This window comes from Phycisphaera sp. (assembly GCA_025916675.1).
Lineage (GTDB): Bacteria > Planctomycetota > Phycisphaerae > Phycisphaerales > UBA1924 > JAHCJI01.
In genome coordinates, this window is the sequence record CP098402.1 from 411152 (window position 1) to 431500 (window position 20349).

Below are 20349 nucleotides of genomic sequence, written 5' to 3' on the forward strand. Positions count from 1 at the left end.
ACCCCAACCGATCGATCACCCCGCCTCGCCCAAATCCTCGCGCAGGCGTCGGACCGTTTCTTCGATTCTCGCTCGGTCCGCGTCCTGCTCGATGGTCCGCTCGGCCAATGCCGCGATCAGGTCCAGCTGATCGGTGATCGATTGCCGATATTCCGGCTTTGCAGCTCGGTCCGCCAGCACGATCAGACCATCCACCAACGCCTGCAGCGTTGCCACGTTGCCCGCGCTGTTCTGGCGAATCTGATCGAACGCATTACCCAGCAGCTCGGCAAACGAAGGCCGGAGCGCGATCACGCGAACCTGCCCCTCTTCCAGCCGGTATGCCGACGGGATGCGCCGCACCGCCACCCGCGCCATGATCGATGTCAGGTGCTCCACGCAGCTCACCGCCGTCGTCGTGTCATTCACCCCGGGGCTCAAGGCCTTCAGCGCCACGTCCACGATCTGGCGAATGCCATACGCCGAGTCCTGCACCGTCGTACGCTGGCCGCCGATGGCAAAAAGACCCCGCAACGCCTCGACCGTGTGCCCCTCGGGCTGCCGCGTGTCCGCAACCGAGGCCGGCGCCGGCGGGACGGCCAGCGACGCCAGGGCAGAGCCCTCCACCACAAACCGGCCGATGGCGCACTCCATCCGCACCACGATCCCACGCTCGCAGGCAAACCGCAGCAACCCATCCTCGTCAACGCTCTGCAGATACCCCGTCTTGTTCGATGCGATCGCCCGCCACGCCATCGCTCCATCCGAGACCCGGGCCATCGCCGCGGTCTCTTCGCCCGCATCCGCATCCTTGCCAAGCCGCTCGGGAAACAACCGATCGACCGTATCAAGTGTCTCGTTCGTCGCCGCCAGAATAATGTGCTCGGCCTGGATCGCCTGGGCGATGTGATGGATGAAAAAAATCAGGCACGCGATCCCCACGATCGCGAGCACCACGCCCATCAGCACCGCCGTCGCGGGCACGAACGAGTACGCCTCCCCCGACCCCTCGCTGATCGTCCGCAGCACCCAAAGACAATACACGAAGATGCCCACGAACGCCCCAAGCACCGCCTGGTTCGCCCGGTCGCGCATGAAGTTCCGCAAGATCCGGCTCGTGTACTGGCTCGACGCGAGCGTCAACGCCACGATCGTGATCGAGAACGCGACCCCGGCCACCGAGATCATCGACCCCGCCACGGTTGCCAGCACGCTGCGAGCACCAGAAGGCCCAACCGCGAACACACGAGGCAACGCCGATTCCAGCTTGCCCATCGGCAAGACGTGGTCCAACTCGATCATCCCCTGCGCCAGCACGATCGCCCCGAGCACAAACAACGAAGGCACGAACCACAGGCTCGTGCGCAACGCTTCCCAGATCAGCCCCAAGTGTCGCATCGCCGCAACGGTACACCGGTACCCATCGCCAATCCCCACGCCCAATCCCGGATGCCTACCGCAAGGGCTCCAGCCATCCATCCTGCACGCCCGCAAACCCCCGCGCCGACCCATCAAACATCACCGCATGGCACCGCCGGTCCGCCCGCCCCCCATGCCAATACCCCAGCCGCTCGGCCACGTGCCCATCCTGCCGAAAGTCGATCACGCTGGCCGTCCGCGTCCGTGGCGGCATCCCCGGCCCCGGCTCCGTCGGCGCCGAGTCCACCAGCAACGGCGTCACCGCCGGCGACCCCACCAGGTCAAACCGGATCGACGTCGCCTTCGCGTCGTAATCCCCGCCATCGCCGGGCAACCCCGCCAACCCCGTCGCGTTCATCGCATATGTCCGCGTCATCCGCTCGCCGGTCTTCGCCTGGCACGCCGGGCACACCAGGATCCCAACCTCCTCGAACACCTCCCCGGGCCCCGTCCCCGCACGCCCCTCGCCCCCCTTCGCCTCGGTCTGGACAACCAAGGCCCAATTCGGCACGCTCCCATACGGCCGCCCGATCGCCGGCCCATACCCCTTGTACACATCCGCATACTGCGCACAAATCAAATGACACTGCCGCAGATTCGACAAGCAAACCGCCGCCCGCCCCGCATCCCGCGCCCCAGCAAGCGTCGGCAGCAACACCCCAACCAACACCGCAACGATCGCGACAACCACCAACAACTCAATCAACGTAAACCCGCGCCGCATCACAACCGCCTTCTGCCCTCTGCCTCCCTCTCCCTCCCAGGGAGAGGGCCGGGGTGAGGGTTCTTCTGTCTCTTCCCCAATCCCCTTCTCACTCTTCCCTCCGTGCCTCTGTGCCTCTGTGGTGATCCCCTTTTCTCCTCCGCCGCATCGCCCGGATTTCCTCCAACCGCGCCGCCATCGCCCCCTCTTCTCCCGCCTCCCCAGGCTCGTAATACCGCTTGGCAACCCCCAGATAATCCTGCCCCGTCACCCCACCCTCGGCCCCATGGCTGTACTCATACCGCTCATCTCCAACCTCCTTCGTCCGCACCCCCGTCCCCTCCCCAGTCGTCACCGGCGAAGAATTCGGATCCCGCAGATACACCGGCACCGGCACCGTCCGCCCCTCCTTCACATCCGCGATCGCCGCATCAATCGCCCGGTACGCCGCATTACTCTTGGGCGCCAGCGCCAGATAGCACGCACAATGCCCCAGCGTGATCCGCGCCTCGGGCAGCCCGATCCGCTCCACCAACTCCCACGCCGCCGCCGCAATCAGCATCGCCCGCGGGTCCGCGTTCCCCACATCCTCGCTCGCCAGAATCGCCAACCGCCGCGCAATAAACCGCGGGTCCTCCCCGCCCTCGAGCATCCGCGCGATCCAATAGCACGCCGCATCCGGATCACTCCCCCGGATGCTCTTGATCATCGCCGACGCCGAGTCGTAATGCTCATCATCCCCATACACCGCCGCCTTCTGCTGTATGGAATCCTCGGCAACCCGCCGATCAATCACGATCTTCTGCCGGGCTTTCCCCGAACTCAGCACAGCAACCTCCAGCGCCGTCAACGCCCGCCGCGCATCCCCATCGCTCTTGATCGCCCACACGCGCAACGCATCCTCGTGCGCCTCGACCTCCAGCTTCCCATACCCACGCTCGTCATCGCGAAGAGCCCGCCGCAACACCTCGACAACCTCATCCTCCGTCAACGGCTCCAACCGGAACAACGTGCTCCGGCTCACCAGCGCCGCATTGCACGCGAACAGCGGGTTCTCCGTCGTCGCCCCGATCAGCGTCAGCACCCCGCGCTCCACGTCCTCCAGCAGCACGTCCTGCTGGCTCCGCGAAAACCGATGCACCTCATCCAGGAACAGCACCGTCCGCGTCCCCCCATCCTCCAGCCGCGCCCGCGCGATCTCCGAGACCTCCCGCACCCGCTTCACCCCGATCGACGCCGCGTTCGCCGACTCAAAGTGCCGCCCCGAATGCTCGGCCACCAACCCGGCCAGCGTCGTCTTCCCCGTCCCCGGCGGCCCATGCAGAATCAAACTCGTCAGCGCATCCGCCTCCAACATCCGCCGCAACAGCTTCCCCGGCCCCAGAATGTGCCCCTGCCCCACAACCTCATCAATAACCCGCGGCCGCATCCTCGCCGCCAACGGCTCGGCCCGCCGCCGCCGCTTCGCCCGCTCGGCTCCAAACAGATCGCTCATGATCGATCGTATCTCGGACGCACGCAGCGAAGGGACATCTGGCCGAAGCCGTTCCCAGTGGCGTGCACGCTAGCATAAGGTCTTAGTGCGCGCTCTGTGTGCGCATGTCTTCGCGTATTCGGGTAGGGCACTGCGATGAGCAAGAGGGCGAAGTTGATTGGTGGCGCCGTCGCAGTTGCGGTCGCGGCGGGAGGGATCGCGCTAGTCACACTTGCAAGCGGCGAGCCCGCTGGCGAGGAGACCAACAAGAGACTGAGGATTGCCGGCCTGCACATCTGGGCCGAGATCAAGAGAATCGGGTACCAAGCCCCCGCAGGATGGGCTCAAATGCCGGGCACCCCAAGTACGGATGAATGGGGGAACGAGCTTCACGTGATAGTGAAGGAAAGCGTTCTCAGTGAAGTGCCCGAAGAATTGATGGGCGATCGCGAAGTGAATGCAACCCCGGAGTCGACGGTATGGGTAATCGTCGTGAGCAGCATGGGGCCAGATGAGACCATGCATACTCGCGACGACTTGGTGTTCTGGCGGATGAACGGCGCGGATGACGGTCAGTACGTGGGCCATCGGTTCATTCGGGACGAAGAACTGTGGGGACATCTCGCTCCCTACCCCGGGGATTGACTCCGGTTCCAGATACGCACTCGGATGGGATCGCGGGTTGGGCCGCCTCAAGCTCGACCACTTCACCGCCCACCGCCGACCAGTTCCGCCACCCCACCAAGCCCGGCCCCAACTCCCCATAACCCTCGTGCTCGCAAAGGCCGCGGACTCGCCGCCGATCACCGCGCCGATAATCCTGCAGAGCGGGTCCGATAGAGAAACCGCCCTGGCGCCCCCTAGAAGAGTTCCCGACGCGCCGGGAGCTCTTCCCGACGCGCCGGGAACTCCTCCCGACGCTCCGGGAGCTCTTCCCGGCACGCCCGGAACTCTTCCTGACGCGCCCGGAGATCCTCCCGGCGCGCCCGGAACTCCTCCTGGCGCGCCTGGAACTCCTCCCGACGCGCCCTGAGTTCCTTCTGGCCCGCCCTGAGTTCCTCCCGACGCGTCCGGAACGACCCCTCCCCCTCTTCTCCACCTCCGAGCCCTCCGCGACCTCAGCGTTCACCTTTCTCCCCACTTGCGAACCAGTCTCAATACCGCTAGACTCCCCCGTGACAGCGACCCAGACCACAGCCAAGGCCCCCGCGAGAGTCCGCCTCACCCAGCTCACGCGCGGCCAGACGGGCCGTTTGGACTCGAGCGACTTCCAGGACGACTCGGCCGCCCACCTCACCGCCATGGGCCTGCGCCCCTCCTGCCAGCTCCGCGTCTGCAAGGCCGGCCAGCCCTGCATCGTCCACGTCGACGGCCACGCCGGCGGCTGCCGAATCGCCCTCAGCCGAGACCTGGCCGACTCCCTCTACGTCCTGCCTTCATCATAATGCCATGCCCACGGTCACGCGCCCACACAACCCCGTCAGCGTGACCGCCCCCGCGGTGCGCACCGCCGCCCTCGTCGGCAACCCCAACGTCGGCAAGTCAACCCTCTTCAACGCCCTCGCCGGCCGCCGCCAGAAGACCGCCAACTTCCCCGGCACCACCCAGGAAGCCCACCTCGCCAGCGTCACCACGCCCGCCGGCCCGGTCGTCCTGGCAGACCTCCCCGGTGCCTACGGCCTGACCCTCAACACCAACGAATCGCGCATCACCAAGGGCGTCCTGGCCGGCGATCAATCGATCAAGGGCTTCCCAACCGGCCAGCCCGACGCCGTCGCCATCGTCGTCGACGCCACCAACGTGCCCCGCAACCTGCGCCTGGCAGGCGAGGCCATCGCGCTCGGCCTGCCCACCATCATCGTCGTCACCATGACCGACGCCGCCGCGCGCACCGGCATCAGCATCGACGCCGAGAAATTCGAGGCCGCCCTCGGCTGCCCGGTCGTCATCGCCTCGGGCAAGACCGGCAAAGGCGTGCCCGACGTGCTCCCCGCCCTCGCCCGCGCGCGCACCGCCGCCGGCCCGCTCAGCCCCAAAGCGCACGACCTCGACGTGTGGGCCGACGCCGTCTACGCCAAGGCCTGCACCGCCGAATCGCGCGACCACGACGCCATCACCGATCGCCTCGACCTGGCCTTCACGCATCCGATCCTCGGCGTGGCCACCTTCGCCGCCCTCATGACCGGCCTGTTCTGGGCCATCTTCAGCCTGGCCACCATCCCGATGGACGCCATCGAGGCCGGCTTCGGCTGGCTCGCCGGCGTGGTCAGCAGCACCCTGCCCGCCGGCGCGATCCGCGACCTGCTGGCCGACGGCGTCATCGCCGGCGTCGGCGGCACGCTGGTCTTCCTGCCGCAAATCGTGCTGCTTTTCTTCCTGATCGCGCTGCTGGAACAAACCGGCTACCTCGCGCGCGCCGCCTTCGTCATCGACCGGCTCCTCAAACCCTTCGGCCTGCCCGGCCACGCCTTCGTGCCGCTCCTGAGCGGCCACGCCTGCGCGATTCCCGCCATCATGAGCGCCCGCGCCATCCCCGACTTCCGCCAGCGCGTGGCCACCATCCTGGCTATCCCCTTCATGAGCTGCTCGGCCCGCATCCCTGTGTACGTGCTGCTCACGCAGATCCTGTTCCCCCAGAGCACCATGCTGCAGGCCGTGGCGTTCACGGGTTGCTACGTGCTGGGCGCGCTGGCGGGCTTGTTCACCGCCATCATCGCGCGCAGGACCATCCTGAGGGGCAAGAGCCCGGCGATGGCTCTGGAACTGCCGCGGTACCAGTGGCCAAGTTTGGTCGGCGCAACCAAGACCGCCGCCGCGCGCGGGTGGCTGTTCGTGCGCAAGGCCGGTACCGTCATCCTGGCGATCTCGGTCATCCTCTGGTGGCTCTCGGCCTACCCCAAGCCAACCGACCCCGACGACGCCCAGCGCGCGGCCGAGGTCTCGTTCCTGGGCCGCATCGGCGACACGCTGCAACCGGCGTTCGCGCCCATCGGCGCCGATCGGCAGCTCACCGTCGGCATCCTGGCCAGCTTCGCCGCGCGCGAGGTGTTCGTGAGCACGATGGCGGTGCAGATCGCCGGCACCGACGACGCCGAGGGCGAGGGCGTTCGCGACCGGTTGACCAACGCCACGCGCGATGATGGCACGAAGGTGTTCACCGCGGCGACCAGTTGGTCGATGCTGGTGTTCTTCGTGCTGGCCATCCAGTGCCTGCCCACCTTGGTCGTGACGGCCAAGGAAGCCGGCGGCTGGAAGTGGGCGGCGTTGCAGGCCGGGTGGATGACGGGCGTTGCCTATGTCGCCGCCGCGATCGTGTACGGCGTGATGAGCGCGGTGGGTTGAGTGCCTTGGGGTGATTGGCAGTTCTGGGTGGTGACGGTCGTGGCGGTGGGGGCTATCGCGCTCATGGCGCGCGCCGTGCGGCCGGCCAAGCGCCCGCAGAAGCGTGCTGGGCTGACGATCTCGGCTCCGAAGCGCTCGTAGCGGCTCGCAACCGAACCTAACGGGTGCTAACCTGTTGCCCTCATGCCCGATTGGCTTTTCTGGATCATTTTGGCGGTTCTGTTGTGGTTTGGTCTGGCGATTGTCGCCGGGCGGCTGCTGGATGGGCCGCGCGGCGATGAGGTGTTGGGGAACCTGGCGTGGTACGTGATCCGGGGGTACGTGCGGTTGCGGCATCCGCCGGTTCTGAGTGGCCTGGAGAACATCCCGGACCCCAAGCGTGGACCGGTCGGGCCGCTGATCGTGGTGGCCAACCATGCTTCGGGCGTTGACCCGCTGCTGATCCAGGCGATTTTGCCGATCGAGCCGCGGTGGATGATGGCCGCCGACATGCGGCACCCGGCGGGCGAGTTCTTGTGGGAGTTTGGGAGCATCATCTTTGTGGATCGGGCGAACAGCGACCCGGCCGGGGTGCGCGAGGCGCTGCGGCACCTTGGTAACGGCGGTGTGCTCGGTTTGTTTCCCGAGGGTGGCATCGAGCGGAAGCCGCGGACCCTGCGGCCGTTCCAGGCCGGGGTTGGCTTGCTGATCCGTCGGAGTGGTGCTCGGGTGCTGCCGATCGTGATCGAGGGCGCGCCCATGACGCCGACGGCTTGGGGCGCTCTGTCGCGGACGAGCCGGCCGCGGATCCGGGTGATGGAGCCGATCTCGTATGGTCGTGGGATGGGACCCGGGGAGGTAGCAGCCGACCTTCAGGCCCGGTATGAGGCGTGGACCGGGTGGGGCGTGGAGGCGTGAGCTTGCCTTGATGCGCTGGCGGATTGGCGTGCGGATCGGGTTGAGGTTCTCGTCGAGCATGGAATCACGATACAGGAACGGCTTGCGGCGTCAAGCCGTTTTTTGTGGAACGCTGGGAGGTTGCGCGCTTTGGTGGTGATGTTGGGAGATTGTCAACGCGGTGATTGCTACGCGGCGGACTCGCAAGCGTGATGGTCCGAGAAGATCGGTCGCAAAAGCGGGTTGCATGGTGCGTCGATACAACGGGTGAGGATCATGTCTGCGGTGCCGTTTGTGCCATTGCTATGCCTCGTTCGTGTCTCGCTCGATCTCGATGGATGATGGAGTTCGCCCATGACCGACACAATCCCCCCGTCCGGTGAAGCGCCGGTTCTTCCCGAAGCGACGGCACCCGCCGTTTCGGGGTCAGCCGATTCGAGTACTGACTCGATCGACTGGCTTGATCCAAAGAATCAACCTGCCAGCGGCGACGACCTGCTCGAGTGGGCCAGCGCGCATGTGCCGCTCTGGACTCGTCTAGCCACGGAATTGAACATCGATGCGTTTGGTGTGTGGGAGCTTGAGCAGGTCGTCCACGATGCCGAGGCGGTGATGAAGGACATTGAGAGCGGCTTTGCGACCATGTACAGCCCGAGTTGCAAGGCCGCCGAGGAGAAGTACGAGAATGCTGACATCGCGACGCTGTATCTGGATGCGCGGGCGGCCATCGAGCAACTGAATGCGGCTCTCCATGGCGTGTTACGCGAGAAGGTGAGATCGTTCGCCGACATGGCTTGCGAGGATGGAGAGCGCGAGGAGATCCTTGGGATTCTGGACGTTCCGGTTCCTGCGGCACCCTGGCCGAGCCCCGCCCGCCCTCACGGATTTGCGATCGAGTTGATGCAACCCGGCGTGCTGGGAATCGGCTTCCAGACGATGGACGATGATGTGCTCGATGGCTCGGACGACGAACCTATCAGGTACGAGGTGCAGCGTCGCATTGCCGATGGGGCTTTCGAGCATTTGCTGAGCTGCGATTCGACGGGATTCCGTGACACGGCCCTGCCCGTGGGAACGCGCCGTGTTGTGTACAGGGTGACGGCCCACCGTGGGCGCCGGATTGGCACCCCGGGATATGCACGGGTGGATTTCTTTCCCGAGGCCAACGGGGCGAGCCTCGTTGAAAACCCATCGCTATCGGCCTGAAGGTTCGGTCTTGGGTGTGTTGGTTTGGCCAATCGGCGTGGAGCGCAGAACAAATGCCCGACTACGCAAGATTGCGTGGTCGGGCATTTTGATGGCTTGCGGTCGTGGGGCTACTGGGGCAGCATCTGCTTGACGACCTTCTCGACGCGTTGGCGGATGTGGGGCATGGCCTCGGCTTCTTTCATGTTCATCTGGTTGGCCCAGGCGCTGAGGCGGACGCCGTGGGGGAAGTAGTTGCTGGTGCGTGTGGTGGTGGCGGTGCTTGAGGAGCTCGAGCTTGTGCCGCCGCCGTCGCCCATGCGGCTGCTACCGACGCCGGCGGTGGTGGTGCCGGCGCTGTCGCTCTCTGCGAGGAGTTGGAACTCGATGGGCTGGTCCTTGTGTTCTTCGAGGACGAAGTCGGTGATCATGGCCCATTCGCGGACCTTGGAGGCGTTGGTCATGCCCAAGCCAACGAGGCCGCCGGCGCCCGCGCCCGCGGCGGCACCGTAGCCCCAGTTGTCGGTGGCGTCGGCGACGAGGACGCCGGTGCCGATGCCGACGGCGGCGCCGCTGACCCAGCCCATGGTGCGAGCGATCTTCTCGCCGCCGGTCTCGGGTTCGACCTCGCCGAAGAAGCGGGTGCGGGCGCGGAGGCGGTAGGTTGCTTCTTGGGGGTTGCTGACGAGCTGCCAGCCCTGGGCGGTGGCTGCGTCTCGGAGGAGGTCGGTGAGGTCGATGTCGGCGTCGGAGATGTTCTGGTAAGAGATGTAGATGGTCTTGTTATCAGGCGCGGGAGGCTCGAGTTGGGGCGGGGGCACGACCCAGACGGTGCCGTGCTGGGCGCTGGCGTACTTGTTGGCGGTGAGGCGGCCCATGCCACGGGCGGCGGCGGTGCAGCCGCTGAGGGTGGTGAGGCCGATCAGGCCGGCGATCATGGCCGAAGCCAGGAGCTTGTTTTGAATCCCGTCACGCATCTCGGACTCCTTGTCTGTTCCTCTATTGCCGGGGCGTTGGAGACGCCCCGGCCATCATCGTTCGAGGGTATCCCTTGGGCGGGGAATGCTCTATCTCCATCTGGAGGTTGTTGGTGGCTCGGGGCAGGCCTCGCGGGGTTCGTTGGTTGGTTTTCCTATTCTTGTGGTTCTGGGGTCTTCTTCATTGAGAGGCGTGCGTGGGTGAACGGGCCGGAAAACGTGGAGCGATTCGGCCGATGGGGTTGGTGACCAACGCGGTGTATCTGGGCGTGGCCGGGGTGACGGCGCCGTGGTGGGCGCGGAAGGCTCGCGGGGGGTGGGCCGAGCGGTTTGGGCGGGTGGAGCCGGTGGCTGGTGGGGATGATCTGCCGCGGGTGATGCTGCACACGGTGTCGGTGGGGGAGACCAATGCGATCCGGGCGTTGGTGCCGTTGTTGGTTCCGCATGCGCGGGTGGTGGTGACGGCGACGACGGATACCGGGTTGGCGCGGGCGAAGGAGCTGTATGGCGAGACCTGTGAGGTCCGGCGGTATCCGCTGGACGCGACGTTTGCGGTGCGGCGGTTTCTGGATGCGGTGCGGCCGGACGTGGTGGGGCTGGCGGAGCTGGAGCTGTGGCCGAACTTCGTGGCGGCGTGCGGGGCGCGTGGGGTGCCCGTTGCGGTGATCAACGGGCGGATTAGTGAGCGGTCGTTTGGGGGGTACAAGAAGCTGCGGCCGTTGTTGAGGGGGGCGTTTGGGTCGCTGGCGGCGGTGGGGGCGCAGGACAGGGCGTATGCGGATCGGTTCGTGGCGATGGGAGTGGCGGCGGATCGGGTGGAGGTGACGGGGTCGTTGAAGTGGGATTCGGCTCCGGATCCGCATCCCGATGGTGTGTCGCCGGGGGCTGTGGCGTTGGCCAAGGCGCTCGGGGTGGATCGGTCTCGGCCGGTGCTGGTGGCGGGGAGCACTGGGCCAGGTGAGGAGGCGTTGCTGCACGGGGCGTGCCCGGAGGGCGTGCAGTTGGTGTGTGCGCCGCGGAAGCCCGAGCGGTTTGATGAGGCGGCGGCGGCGCTCTCGGCTGGGGGGCGGGGGTGCGTGCGGCGGTCGGTTGGGGTGGCTGGGCAGGAGTCTGGTGGGGGGGATCGATTCCTGCTCGACACGCTGGGTGAGCTTGGGGCGGCGTATGAGCTGGCCGACGTGGTGGTGGTGGGGCGGAGCTTTGGGCCGGTGGATGGGCCGGTGCAGGGGAGCGACCCGATGGAGCCGGCGGCTCTGGGCAAGCCGGTGGTGACCGGGCCGGCCCACGCGAACTTTGCGACGGTGGTGGGGGTGCTGGCCCGGGCGGGGGCGTGCCGGGTGGTTGGGGCGGAAGGTTTGGGGGGGGTGATCCAGTCTTTGTTCGGTGATGCGGAGGCCCCGGGGGTGATGGCCGGTGCGGCGCTGGCGTGCGTGGAAGAGCATCGTGGGGCGAGTGCCCGGCAGGCCGAGATGTTGCTTGCGCTGGCGGGCGATCGGATGGTCGGGGGTTGATGCTTTGGCCACTTCGCCGGGGGTGGCGGCTACACTAAGGACGGTTTGAGCAACAGCGCGACCCGAATGGTCGTATGCCTTTGTGGGAGCAATGCGTTGGCGGCCTGCTGACGCCGACGCTGCCTGGGCAGCCCCGTCCGGGAGAGCGCTCCACAAGGCCCGAGGGCCCGCGTCCCTTGCGGCCACTCCGTATGCGGCAGCGCCGCCGCGTACGGCCCACCGACCCACCCGCACACCCCGCCCAGAGCGAGCCGGGGTCAGCCCGCACCGAAGCATCCGTAGCACCTGCCGCACGCTTCATAGCGCCGCCGATGGAGATTCCAATGCCCACCAGCCGTCACACGAGCGCCCCCATCAGCCGCCTGACCGACCTGTTCCGTCGCGCGGGAGCCGCCCGATCGGCGGGTACCCCGTCGCCGGCGATGGTCGAGACCCTCGAGCCTCGCGTGCTGCTTTCGGCGGTGGTCGAGTTGCCCGAAGGCATCGAGGTCCGCCCCTGGAAGGGCGGTGAGGTCGCGGCTGTCGAGGATTCGTGGATCGCGACCTTCGATCGCTCGGTCACGAAGGAGACGCTGACGGCCGAATTCAGCAAGGTGATCGGCGAACTTGGCATCGCGATTGATGGCTACATGTTCCGCGGCAGCCGGTTCATCGAGTTCCTGACGCCCGATCCGCTCAATGAGCGTGCGATCGACTGGGTGCGGGACCGGATGGGCAATCTGGTGAACATCGAGCCCAACGTGGCCTACCAACCCACGCGCGTGGCCAACGACGAGTTGAACGGAGGTGCCTGGTGGGTGGACAACGTGGGCCAGCCCATCCCAGGCCAGCCGCAGGGCACGGTGGGCGCTGATATCAGCCTCGAGGAGGCGTGGGAGACGACGACCGGTTCGAGCGGTGTGGTCATCGCCGTGGTCGATACGGGCGTGGAGTGGTACCACGAGGACCTGGCCGACAACATCTGGTCGAACGCCGGCGAGATTCCGGGTAACGGCATCGACGACGACGGCAACGGATTCGTGGATGACATCCGCGGTTGGGACTTTGGCACGGCGACGTTTGGCCCTGGGGGCACCGGCCAGTTCGGTGGTGACAACGATCCGGACGATACGGCCATGGGCGGCGGCCACGGTACCGCCGTTGCGGGCACTATTGGTGCCGTTGGCAACAACGGCATCGGCATCGCGGGTGTGAACTGGGACGTTTCGATCCTGCCGATCAAGATCGCCGAGGAGGGTGGCTCGCTCGTTGGTGGCGCCATCATCGCTGGGCACAACTATCTGACCGATCTGATCCTGAGCGGCGTGAACATCGTCGCGAGCAACAACAGTTATGGCGCGTTCAGCCCGTCGTTCTTCGAGGAGTTCGAGGAGTTCGACTTCGAGCGCGAGGCGATCGAGGACTTCATCGCGGCGGGCGCCACGTTCGTTGCCTCGGCCGGCAACGACAGCAACGACAACGACGACACGTTTACCACTTTCCCTGCGGCATACAACCTGCCGGGTATCGTGTCGGTCGCGGCCACGAACAACCGCGACGAGCTGGCCGGCTTCTCGAACTTCGGCGAGACGACGGTGGATGTGGCGGCGCCGGGCGAGGCCATCCTGACCACGGCGGTCAACGGCACGTACACGTTCATCGACGGCACTTCGTTCTCCGGCCCGATCGTTGCGGGCGTTGTTGGCTTGATGAAGACCATCCGCCCCGACCTGACCCCCGAGCAGGTGACGCAGGCGTTGATCGATTCTTCCGATCCGATCGCGGCGTTGCAGGATCGTGTGATCGCCGATGGGCGCGTCAACGCGGCCCGGGCGTTGCAGATCATCACGACCGACGGCCCGCTGGTGCTGCAGGTCAGCCCCGGGCAGATTGCCGGCTCGCCGGTGAACCAGGTCCAGGTGTCGTTCAGTGAGCCGGTGCAGGCGCTGCCTGTCGATATCCTGAGCCGCCTGTCGCTGGTCCGGTCGGGCGGTGACGGTGGCTTTTTCGATGGCAACGAGGTCACGGTGAATCTTTCGACCGCGACGCTTGACGCCACGCGCACCGTGATGACGATCACGCCCATTGGTTCGTTGAGCGCGATCGATGACTACCGCCTGACGATCGACAACACCGCCATCGTGGATGATGAGGGCAACTTCCTCAACGGCGATTCCACGAGCGGTGCGGACGAGGTTTACGAGTTCGAGTTGATCCTTGCTCCGGGCATCGGCGAGCCCAACGACCGGCTCTCGACCGCGACTCCGGCGATCATCCCCGGTGGTGGGGATGGCACGGTGACCTTCTCGGGTCGCACCATCGGTGATGGCGTGAACGGTGGGCTCGATGTCGATCTTTATCGTCTCGAGCTGCCCCGGGGCGGCTTGATCTCGGCTCGCGTGCTGGCCCAGCAGTTGCCCACGCCGAGCAACCTTGATGGCGTGCTGCGGCTGTTCGACGCCGCCGGCCAGGAACTGGCCATCAACGACCAGTTCTTCGGTAACGACCCGTTCATCGACTTCTTCGTGCCCAGCGGTGGCATCTACTACGTTGGTGTCAGCGGCTTCGGGAACGAGGGGTACCTGCCCTTGGTGCCCGCCAGCGGCCAGAGCCAGTCGACTGGCAACTATGACTTGCGGCTCGACGTTGCCCTGATCGGTGACTCCGAGGTGAGCTTGGGGAACGCCTTTGGTGTTCCGGGCGTGACGGTGCCCGACCAGAGTGTGCTGATCGATTCGATCTTTGTGAGCGACGCACGCGAGGTCCGTGATGTCAACGTCACGATCAACATCAACCACGACTTCGTGAGTGATCTCAGGGTGAGCCTTGTTGGGCCGCAGGGCCAGGAAGTCCAGCTGTTTGGCGGTATCGGCGCGGATGCCGATGACGTGACGTCAGCGGTCTTCGATGATGACGCGTCGCGCAGCATCACGAGCGCGACCGCCGCGGACGCGCCGTTCACCGGTGATTGGCGTCCGCAAGAGTCGCTGGATGTGTACAACAACAACTCTGCCGCAGGCACGTGGCAGCTCGTGATCCGCGACACGAAGGGCAACGACATCGGCAGCCTGCTGGGCTGGACGCTCGACTTCACGCTCGAGAACGACATCTTCGGTCCCTTTGAGCTCAACGACACACTGACGACGGCCCGGTTGATCGAGCCGGCGTTGGGCGTGGTGAACTTGAATGCCTTCATCGGCGATGGTGGCTTTGGTGCGTTCGACGTGGACATCTACCAGTTCGAGGCCGCCGCGGGCAGCACCTTTAACGTCGCAGCAACCTCAGGCGGCGTTGCCGACCTAGCGATCCGCTTGTTCGACGACGAGGGCAACGAATTGCAGGCCTCGAACCCCGCGGGCGAGCGCGATGCGGCCATCAACGGCTTCGTATTCGTCGACGGCGGTACGTACTTCATCGGCGTGAGCGATTCGGTGCGTGCGGTGGCCCCGAGCGCGTACGACCCGACGGTCGTTGGCTCTGGCGGCGAGGGCGAAACCGTTGGCGGGTACAGCCTGGAGGTGCAACTCGCTTCGGGTGTGAGCGACCCGGGTGTGGCGCTCAGCGGCGACCGTCTGGATGCGGGCGTCTCGGCCAGTGGCGCGTGGGGCTTCGATGGCACCGGTATCGTGTTTGGCGGTACGGAGTTCATCCCTGGTATCGGCGGTGGCCGTCCGGCGTTCTTTGGTTTGGGATCGGCTTCTGGCGCGTTCGTCAACGATGGGGCGGGTTCGAGCCAGGACGTGCCGTTCAACGTCACCAGCCAGTCGACGCCGGGCGTCAATCGGGTGGCCATCGGCGGCGTGTCGAACGGTTTCCGGGTCGATCGCAGCATCAGCTATGGCCTTGGCGACAACTTCATTGCCATCGACGTGGTGCTCACCAACACGACCGATCGCCGCATCAACGACGTGCTGTGGGCCGAGGGCTTCAACCCCGACCAGAATATTGGCACGACGGGCAGCCTGTTCACGATCAACGATGTCGTTGACGGTCAGCCCATGGCCATCGCGACCGGTTCGGATGGGCTCTCGATCGGGCTGGCGGCCGACCCGACCGACGCCCGTGCTTCGGCGTTCTTCGCGTCGCTCTCAGCCGACGTGCGCAACCCGCAGAGCGTGATCGACCGCATGGTTCCCGATCCCGACGGTGTGGCGAGCGACCTGACGATGGCACTGTCGTACGACCTGGGCGACGTCGATCCGGGGCAGAGCACGACGATGCGGTATTTCGTCTTCCTGAGTGATCAGGGCCAGGCGGGTATCGATGGGGCCAACGGACTGCAGGCGACCGCCACGGCCACACGGGCCGACGGCATGCGTTTGGATCAGGGCCTGCTGACCTACGACCCGACGGCACCGGCCGACGACAGCGAGGGGTTGGCCGATCTGGCGTTCCGCCAGTATTATCCCGAGGGCTTCGCGAACGATCGTGCGAGCACGTTCGTGCCGCTGACCAACTTCACCAACACCGATGGCCGCGTGGTGGTCATCGTGCGGTACGAGGACCCGAGCATCGGCATCCGCGATCAGGTGATCTTCGACGGCATGGTGGACGCGAACACGCGCAGCCCCGACGCCCTGACGATCACTACGCCCGAGCTGTACGCGATGGGCAGCGCGACCAACGTGTTCAACGAGACGACGGGCCTGACCGATGGCGTGTTCAAGGACACGCCCTATGCCCTGGAGATCCGCTCTTCGGTGCCCGTTGCCGCGACCATGAGCCACTTTGACTTTGGTTCGTCGACTGGAGAGGCGTTCAGCGGTACGGCCAGCGAGGTGTGGAGCTTTGCCAGCGTTTCGATTGGCGAGGGCAGCAGCGACTTCGTGACGTTCCAGAACACCACGGGCGAGACGACGAAGGTCAGCCTGTTCCTGTTCCCGTTGACCGGGCAGGGCGGGTCGAGCGCGGCTGTCGAGTTGGTGTACACGCTCGAGGGCTTCCGCCGTGGCGGTTGGAACTTCAACAACGAGTTGGCCAACGGGCAGCTTGCCGGGCAGATCCAGCCGGGGCAGTATGGTGTGTCACTGATCGCGACCGAGCCGATCGTGGCGGCGTCGAGCAGCTTCAGCAATGGTGCCGGCGCGGCGCAGCTGGGCGAGCCCAACCTGGGTCGCACGCAGGGCGCGATCGCCGAGGGCCAGATTGGCCAGACGAGTACGGACGAGACCATCAGCGTGTTCAACCCATCGTCGAGCGAGGCGACGGTTACGCTGCAGTTCATCTTCGAGAGCGGCGGGGCCATCCGCCAGACGGTCGAGGTGGACCCGGGCCGCGTGAGCCTGGTGCAGGTCGAGGATATCGCGTTGTTCCCGACGGGCACACCGTATGGCGTGTTCTACGAGAGCGACCAGGCGGTGGTGGTGGCCAGCAGCACGCGTGGGCTGGGCGACTCGCTGAGCTCGGCGACGGCCAACGACGCCCACAGCCTGTGGGGCTTCAGCGAGGGCTTCGCGCCGTTGCAGGCCGGGCAGGTGCAGGAGTACGTGCGGGTGTACAACCCGGGGCTGAACGACAGCCTGCTGGAGATCACCTTCCGCTTCACCGATGGCAGCACCGAGACGTTCCGCCGCGTGGCGGGGGCGTCGCGGGTGAGCGAGTTCAACCTGCGTGACTTCATCAGCACGAACCGCTTCGCGGCGGCGCAGGCCGATGGGGCGGCGGGCGTGTTCTACGGCTTCACGGTGAAGAGTTCGAGCGGCATCGTGGCGTACCAGGGCCGGACCGACAGCTTCTTCGGCGGTGGGTTCGGGACGCTGGGCACGCCGCTGGGTATCACCAGCGACATCGCCTGATCGGTTCGCGATCGGATCCGGGATTGGGACTGTTCGCCCGCGTCGATTGGTGTGATCGACGCGGGTTTTTTTGGGCAAAGACCATCCTTCGCGCTGCGATGACGGAGCTTCTGGGTTGGCTATTGTGGGCCTCGTGGCCACGCCCTTGTTGGTGGTGTGTGGTGGGATCGCGTGGCGTCTGGGTAGGGATCGAGTCCGGCTCGTTGCCTTTGGGCCGTGGGCGGCGTTGGATACGCCATGAGGGCACTGGTCTACAGCACGCGCGCGTTCGACAAGCGGGCCCTGGAAGAGGCGAATGGCGACCGGCACAAACTCGGGTTCGTCGAAGCGTCGCTACGGGAAACAACCGCCCTGCTGGCCGAAGGATACGAGGCGGTGGTCATCTTCAGCCAGGATGAGGCGCCGGCGGCCGTGCTAGAACGGCTTAAGGTCGCCGGCGTGCGTCTGGTGGCCCTGCGAGCGGCGGGGTTTAACCAGGTCGACCTGGAGATCGCCCAGCGGCTTGGCATCGCCGTGGCACGGGTGCCTGCGTACTCGCCGCACGCGGTAGCCGAACATGCGGTGGCGCTCATGCTGTGTCTGAATCGCAAGATCCATCGGGCGTACAACCGCGTGCGCGAGCGGAATTTTGCGCTCGAAGGCCTGATGGGATTCGATATGCATGGGAAGACCGCTGGGGTCGTGGGGGCGGGCCGCATCGGGTTGGCTGCGTGCAGTATCTTGCGAGGCTTTGGCTGCCGTGTGCTAGCCTTCGACCCCAAGCCAAGCGAAGAAGCACGCACGCTCGGCGTCGAGTTCGTTGGGCTCGACACGTTGCTTCGCGAGAGCGACATCGTGAGCCTGCACTGCCCGCTAACGCCCGGGACACGCCACCTGATCGACGGGCGGGCGCTTGCGAGCATGAAGGATGGGGCGATGCTCATCAACACGAGCCGCGGTGGGGTGGTCGATACGAAAGCGGTGATTGACGCGCTCAAGGCGCGGAGGCTCGGGTCGCTGGGTATCGACGTGTACGAGGAGGAAGGCGACCTGTTCTTCAAGGACCTTTCCGGCGAGATCCTGGACGACGAGGTGTTCGCGCGGTTGCTCACCTTTCCCAATGTGCTGATCACCGGCCACCAGGGCTTCTTCACCCGAGAAGCGCTGGGCAACATCGCACGGACGACCATTAAGAACCTGACGGATTTTGAGGCCGGTGGGCTGGATCCCGAGAACACCGTGACGATGGCCATGCTCGCCTAGGCGGGCGCCCTGGCGTTGCCGCATTCGGGGCAGGTGGTGAGGCCTTGGATGTCGTAGCCGCAGGCTTCGCAGAGGCCGCGTTTGCGGCGGCGTTTTTTGGTGCCCAGGAGGTGGGTGCCGCCGGCGATGGTGAGCCAGAGCAGGGCGATGGTGCCGGCGTAGGCGGCGGTGTTGGCGGCGAAGCCGGGCCAGAGGGGCATGAGGGGGAGGCTGTGGTGGCCCAGCGGGTGGAGCATGGGGTGCTGGGGCTGGTGGTGGAGGATGAGGCCGCCCTTGAGGCCGTGGCGGAGGCTGACGAGTGGCATGTCTTCGACGCGCTCGATGGGTGGGCGTGGGCCGATGGCGTACTGCTCGGTCATCATGGCGTCCATGGGCCAGCCGCAGCGTTGGGCGGACCAGCGTTCGACGGGGCGGTGGAGGGCGTGGAGGGATTGGTCGCGGCTGCGTCGGAAGGAGGAGGCGGCGAACCAGCCGGGGGCGTGCGCGAAGTAGCGAGCAGGATCGAACCAGTGGGACTTGAGTGGATCAATGTCGATGGTGCAGTCGGGGACGATGGTTTGGCTCAGCTCGTATAGCGGTTCGTTTGGGTTGATCCAGGTGAATTCGTTCGGATGAAGTCGGTAGTGGGCGGAAGGAATCAACGGGGGATTCTTTGGAATGGCATCGCGGTGGACGGTCTGCGAGTAATCCCACTCGTTTCTATGAATCCAACTCCTGCCGTCACGCTGTATGATGAACCACGGAACTTCCGGCACATGGTGGACATCGATGGGCACCGATGGCGGTGTGTCGTTCGAGAGATAGAACACGGTCGACTCGAAGATGCCATTGCCTTGGTAGTGGTAATCGAGTGGCGTGATATTTGTGGACGGATCGATGGACCATGCGGCCATTGACGCCGAGGCTCGGAATGCCCGCCATTGCAGGATCCAACTCGACGCGACCGTGAGGAGTACGCCTGCGAGGAGGACGAGGGTGATTCGGCGGGGCCAGCGCCAGTGGCTGGGTTTGCGTTGGTTGGGGTGTTTGGTCATGGGCTAGGCGTCCCCTTCCACGGGCGTGCCGCACTCGGGGCATTGTTCGAGGCCTCGCACGTCGTAGCGGCAGGTTTGGCATTGCCCGGGGTAGTGGCGGTTGAGGAGGCGGTCTCGCCAGGCGCGGAGGTGGAGGTCGGTGCGGCCGAGGATGGGGAGGATGAAGAGGCCCGCGAGGAGGGCGAGGGTGAGGGTGTTTCGAAGGTAGCCGGTCCAGATGATGGAGGTCTCGGTGTCCTTGCCTTGTGCATAGAGGCGGCGGATATCGTTGAATTCTGACCAATTTCGGAATTCATGGTCTGCTGGCAGTTCGTCGTAGCGTTCGACGAATCTGGACATCATCTTGCTTCGCCTCTCTGGTGTCGTGTCGCCGTGGATGCGGAAAGAGGTCGTTCGTGACGTCACGTGCAGGAGGCCCCGCGTGCGGTTGTGCCACGTGCTGGCACCACCCATCGGGAGCCAGCGTTCCTGTTCCAGTTGTCGCAGGTCGAGCATCGTTGGGGAGGAAAAACTGCCATAGAGGCCGTGCCACACGAACTCGACATCTTCGCCGCGCGTGAAGAAAACGCCTGGAAACCAGTTTCGTGGGCCTGTCGGGCGGGCTTTGCCGAGGAAGCTGGAAGTCGTACGAATAAGGGCCTGTTTGACTGTGGATGGGCCAAACCACGGGCCGGCTGGGATGGTCGCGAAGTCGGCGAGGGTCACGAGAGCGATGGCACCGATGATCGCCGGGTGGCCGAACCAGCGGGCTTTGCGGCCTCGCAGGCGTTTCCAGATTCGGGTTGCGGCTTTGTTGGGCATGGCGGGCATTGGGGCTGGTTTGCGTGAAGCGG

The 20349-nt window shown here is 65.9% G+C and carries 15 protein-coding genes; 9 read left to right on the forward strand and 6 right to left on the reverse strand.

The window, feature by feature from the left end; translation table 11 throughout:
- Positions 1-15: 15 nt before the first annotated feature.
- The 3 genes from NCW75_01785 to NCW75_01795 all read right to left on the reverse strand — a co-directional run bounded on the left by NCW75_01785 (position 16) and on the right by NCW75_01795 (position 3596).
- Positions 16-1377 carry a DUF2254 domain-containing protein gene (locus NCW75_01785; protein ID UYV13029.1) on the reverse strand — a complete coding sequence of 454 codons (1362 nt, stop codon included), beginning with the start codon at positions 1375-1377 and terminating at the stop codon, positions 16-18.
- Positions 1378-1432: 55 nt separating this feature from the next.
- Positions 1433-1909, reverse strand: coding sequence for a hypothetical protein (locus NCW75_01790; protein UYV14232.1), 477 nt, complete (start codon positions 1907-1909; stop codon positions 1433-1435).
- A 301-nt stretch (positions 1910-2210) separates the two neighbouring features.
- Positions 2211-3596: a replication-associated recombination protein A gene (locus NCW75_01795; protein ID UYV13030.1), complete on the reverse strand. Its 1386-nt coding sequence runs from the start codon at positions 3594-3596 to the stop codon at positions 2211-2213.
- Positions 3597-3731: 135 nt separating this feature from the next.
- Between NCW75_01795 and NCW75_01800 the strand changes: the two genes are divergently transcribed.
- The 6 genes from NCW75_01800 (at position 3732) to NCW75_01825 (ending at position 8999) form a co-directional block, all read left to right on the forward strand.
- Positions 3732-4220, forward strand: a complete 489-nt coding sequence (locus tag NCW75_01800; protein UYV13031.1) for a hypothetical protein — start codon at positions 3732-3734, stop codon at positions 4218-4220.
- A 530-nt stretch (positions 4221-4750) separates the two neighbouring features.
- Complete coding sequence (locus NCW75_01805) at positions 4751-5020, forward strand: ferrous iron transport protein A (GenBank protein UYV13032.1); 270 nt, start codon at positions 4751-4753, stop codon at positions 5018-5020.
- A 4-nt stretch (positions 5021-5024) separates the two neighbouring features.
- A complete protein-coding gene (locus NCW75_01810; GenBank protein ID UYV13033.1) occupies positions 5025-6917 on the forward strand; it encodes a ferrous iron transporter B in 1893 nt (630 codons plus the stop codon).
- Positions 6918-7058, forward strand: a complete 141-nt coding sequence (locus NCW75_01815; GenBank protein UYV13034.1) for a hypothetical protein — start codon at positions 6918-6920, stop codon at positions 7056-7058. It begins immediately after the preceding gene.
- Between the two features lie 42 nt (positions 7059-7100).
- Positions 7101-7814, forward strand: coding sequence for a 1-acyl-sn-glycerol-3-phosphate acyltransferase (locus NCW75_01820; protein ID UYV13035.1), 714 nt, complete (start codon positions 7101-7103; stop codon positions 7812-7814).
- Positions 7815-8147: 333 nt separating this feature from the next.
- The gene (locus tag NCW75_01825) at positions 8148-8999 is read left to right on the forward strand and encodes a hypothetical protein (protein UYV13036.1); all 852 of its coding nucleotides are present in this window, start codon (positions 8148-8150) and stop codon (positions 8997-8999) included.
- A gap of 110 nt (positions 9000-9109) precedes the next feature.
- Here NCW75_01825 and NCW75_01830 read toward each other — a convergent pair whose 3' ends face one another.
- The gene (locus tag NCW75_01830) at positions 9110-9955 is read right to left on the reverse strand and encodes a complement resistance protein TraT (GenBank protein UYV13037.1); all 846 of its coding nucleotides are present in this window, start codon (positions 9953-9955) and stop codon (positions 9110-9112) included.
- Between the two features lie 236 nt (positions 9956-10191).
- Here NCW75_01830 and NCW75_01835 point away from each other — a divergent pair, with 236 nt between their 5' ends.
- The 3 genes from NCW75_01835 (at position 10192) to NCW75_01845 (ending at position 18482) form a co-directional block, all read left to right on the forward strand.
- Positions 10192-11466, forward strand: a complete 1275-nt coding sequence (locus tag NCW75_01835; GenBank protein UYV13038.1) for a hypothetical protein — start codon at positions 10192-10194, stop codon at positions 11464-11466.
- A 323-nt stretch (positions 11467-11789) separates the two neighbouring features.
- Positions 11790-17240, forward strand: coding sequence for a S8 family serine peptidase (locus NCW75_01840; GenBank protein UYV13039.1), 5451 nt, complete (start codon positions 11790-11792; stop codon positions 17238-17240).
- Between the two features lie 237 nt (positions 17241-17477).
- On the forward strand, positions 17478-18482 hold the full coding sequence (locus tag NCW75_01845) for a 2-hydroxyacid dehydrogenase (GenBank protein ID UYV13040.1): 1005 nt from the start codon (positions 17478-17480) through the stop codon (positions 18480-18482).
- On the opposite strand, the gene NCW75_01850 is transcribed toward NCW75_01845, so the two are convergent.
- Both NCW75_01850 and NCW75_01855 read right to left on the reverse strand, forming a co-directional pair.
- Complete coding sequence (locus NCW75_01850; protein UYV14233.1) at positions 18479-19516, reverse strand: hypothetical protein; 1038 nt, start codon at positions 19514-19516, stop codon at positions 18479-18481. The two genes, NCW75_01845 and NCW75_01850, sit on opposite strands and share 4 nt — an antisense overlap.
- 3 nt (positions 19517-19519) lie before the next feature.
- A complete protein-coding gene (locus tag NCW75_01855; GenBank protein UYV13041.1) occupies positions 19520-20326 on the reverse strand; it encodes a hypothetical protein in 807 nt (268 codons plus the stop codon).
- Positions 20327-20349 lie beyond the last annotated feature (23 nt).